Source organism: [Flexibacter] sp. ATCC 35208, assembly GCF_001975825.1.
Classification (GTDB): Bacteria; Bacteroidota; Bacteroidia; order Chitinophagales; family Chitinophagaceae; genus Chitinophaga.
In genome coordinates, this window is the sequence record NZ_MTKN01000179.1 from 1 (window position 1) to 1,479 (window position 1,479).

The 1,479-nt window shown below is 49.4% G+C and carries 1 protein-coding gene; it reads right to left on the reverse strand.

From position 1 onward, the window contains the following. The coding region (locus BW716_RS34935; protein ID WP_143709232.1) for an amino acid adenylation domain-containing protein at window positions 1–1,479 on the reverse strand (1,479 nt) is incomplete at both ends.

Sequence of the window (1,479 nt, forward strand, 5' to 3'; positions counted from 1 at the left end):
CCAGTCGGGTAACTTTAAGGCTATGTCCACCCAACTCAAAGAAGTTATCTTTAATACTTATACCTGTGCGGCCCAATACCTCCTCCCATATCTGCACCAGCTGTGCTTCTGTCCCATTGCGGGGCCCTATGTATTCCCTGCCCGCCGAAAGACCCAATCCCTGAGGCGATGGCAGCCGCTTGCGATCTACTTTACCACTCGCGTTCAGCGGAAAAGCATCCAGCTGTACATAATGTTCCGGCAGCATATATACCGGCAAATGCTTTTGCAGGTGCGCCCGTAATTCTGTTGACTGAAGGGGTTCCGTTCCTAAAAGGTAGGCTACAATTTCAGGAGAACCGTTGCCGGATGTTATTGCCAATACCACCGCTGAGGCTACACCAGGATGCGTTTGCAGGGCCCTCTCTATTTCACCCGGCTCTATACGGTAGCCACGTATCTTCACCTGGTCGTCATTACGCCCCAGGAAAGAGATCATTCCATCTGCCAGCCACCTACCCAGATCTCCTGTGCGGTACAACCGCTCTCCCGCACGGTAAGGATGAGGTATAAATTTTTCAGCAGTCAGTTCTTCACGGTACAGATAACCACGGGCCAGACCCGCACCACCTATACAGATCTCACCGGTTATGCCTATTGCACATAACTGCTGATGGCTGTCCATGATATAAGTAGCTTCATGTAACAGCGGCTTACCGATTGTTAAGGCGGCACTCCCCTGCAACTCAAGACTGCTGCTCCAGATCGTCGTCTCTGTCGGACCATACATGTTTAAAACTCGCGTGCCCGTTAACTCCTTCAATCGATCGTAATGCTGCTGACCCAGTGCTTCTCCACCTACCAGTAAATATTTCAGATCACCCAGAAATGCGATAGCAGAATCATTGCTTTCCAACAGCTGGCTAAGCCGTGATGGCGTTAACTGCAATATCGTAACCTGTTTGTCCCGCATCTCCTGTATCAGTCCCTGCGGATCAGTCGATGATAACAATACCAGCTGTATTCCACCTGTCAGGCTTCCCAGTATCTCCAGCACAGATATATCAAAAGTATAGTTGGTAACAGAGCCCCATACCATACCCGGCTCAAATAAATAACTGTTATGAAAATTGCTGAAAAATGAAATTACCTGCCGGTGCTCAATCATCACACCCTTGGGGAGACCGGTAGATCCGGATGTATAAATCACATACGCCAGGTGGCCTGGAGACGCCTGCTGTACAGGATTCGTTTCTGCAAACGACAACCGGGCATCCAGGAATACTGCCAGCTCCGCTGCATCAATCACAACCTTGCAGCGGCTGTCGCTTTTTATGTAATCGATACGATCTTCCGGATAATTGGGATCAATAGGAACATAACCACAACCAGCTTTTAATATCCCCAATATGCCTGTTACAAGCCATTCGCTGCGTGACAGCTGAAGACCAATCAGGTCATCAGGTGCCAACTGGTATCGTGCCTGTAAATAATGCGCCA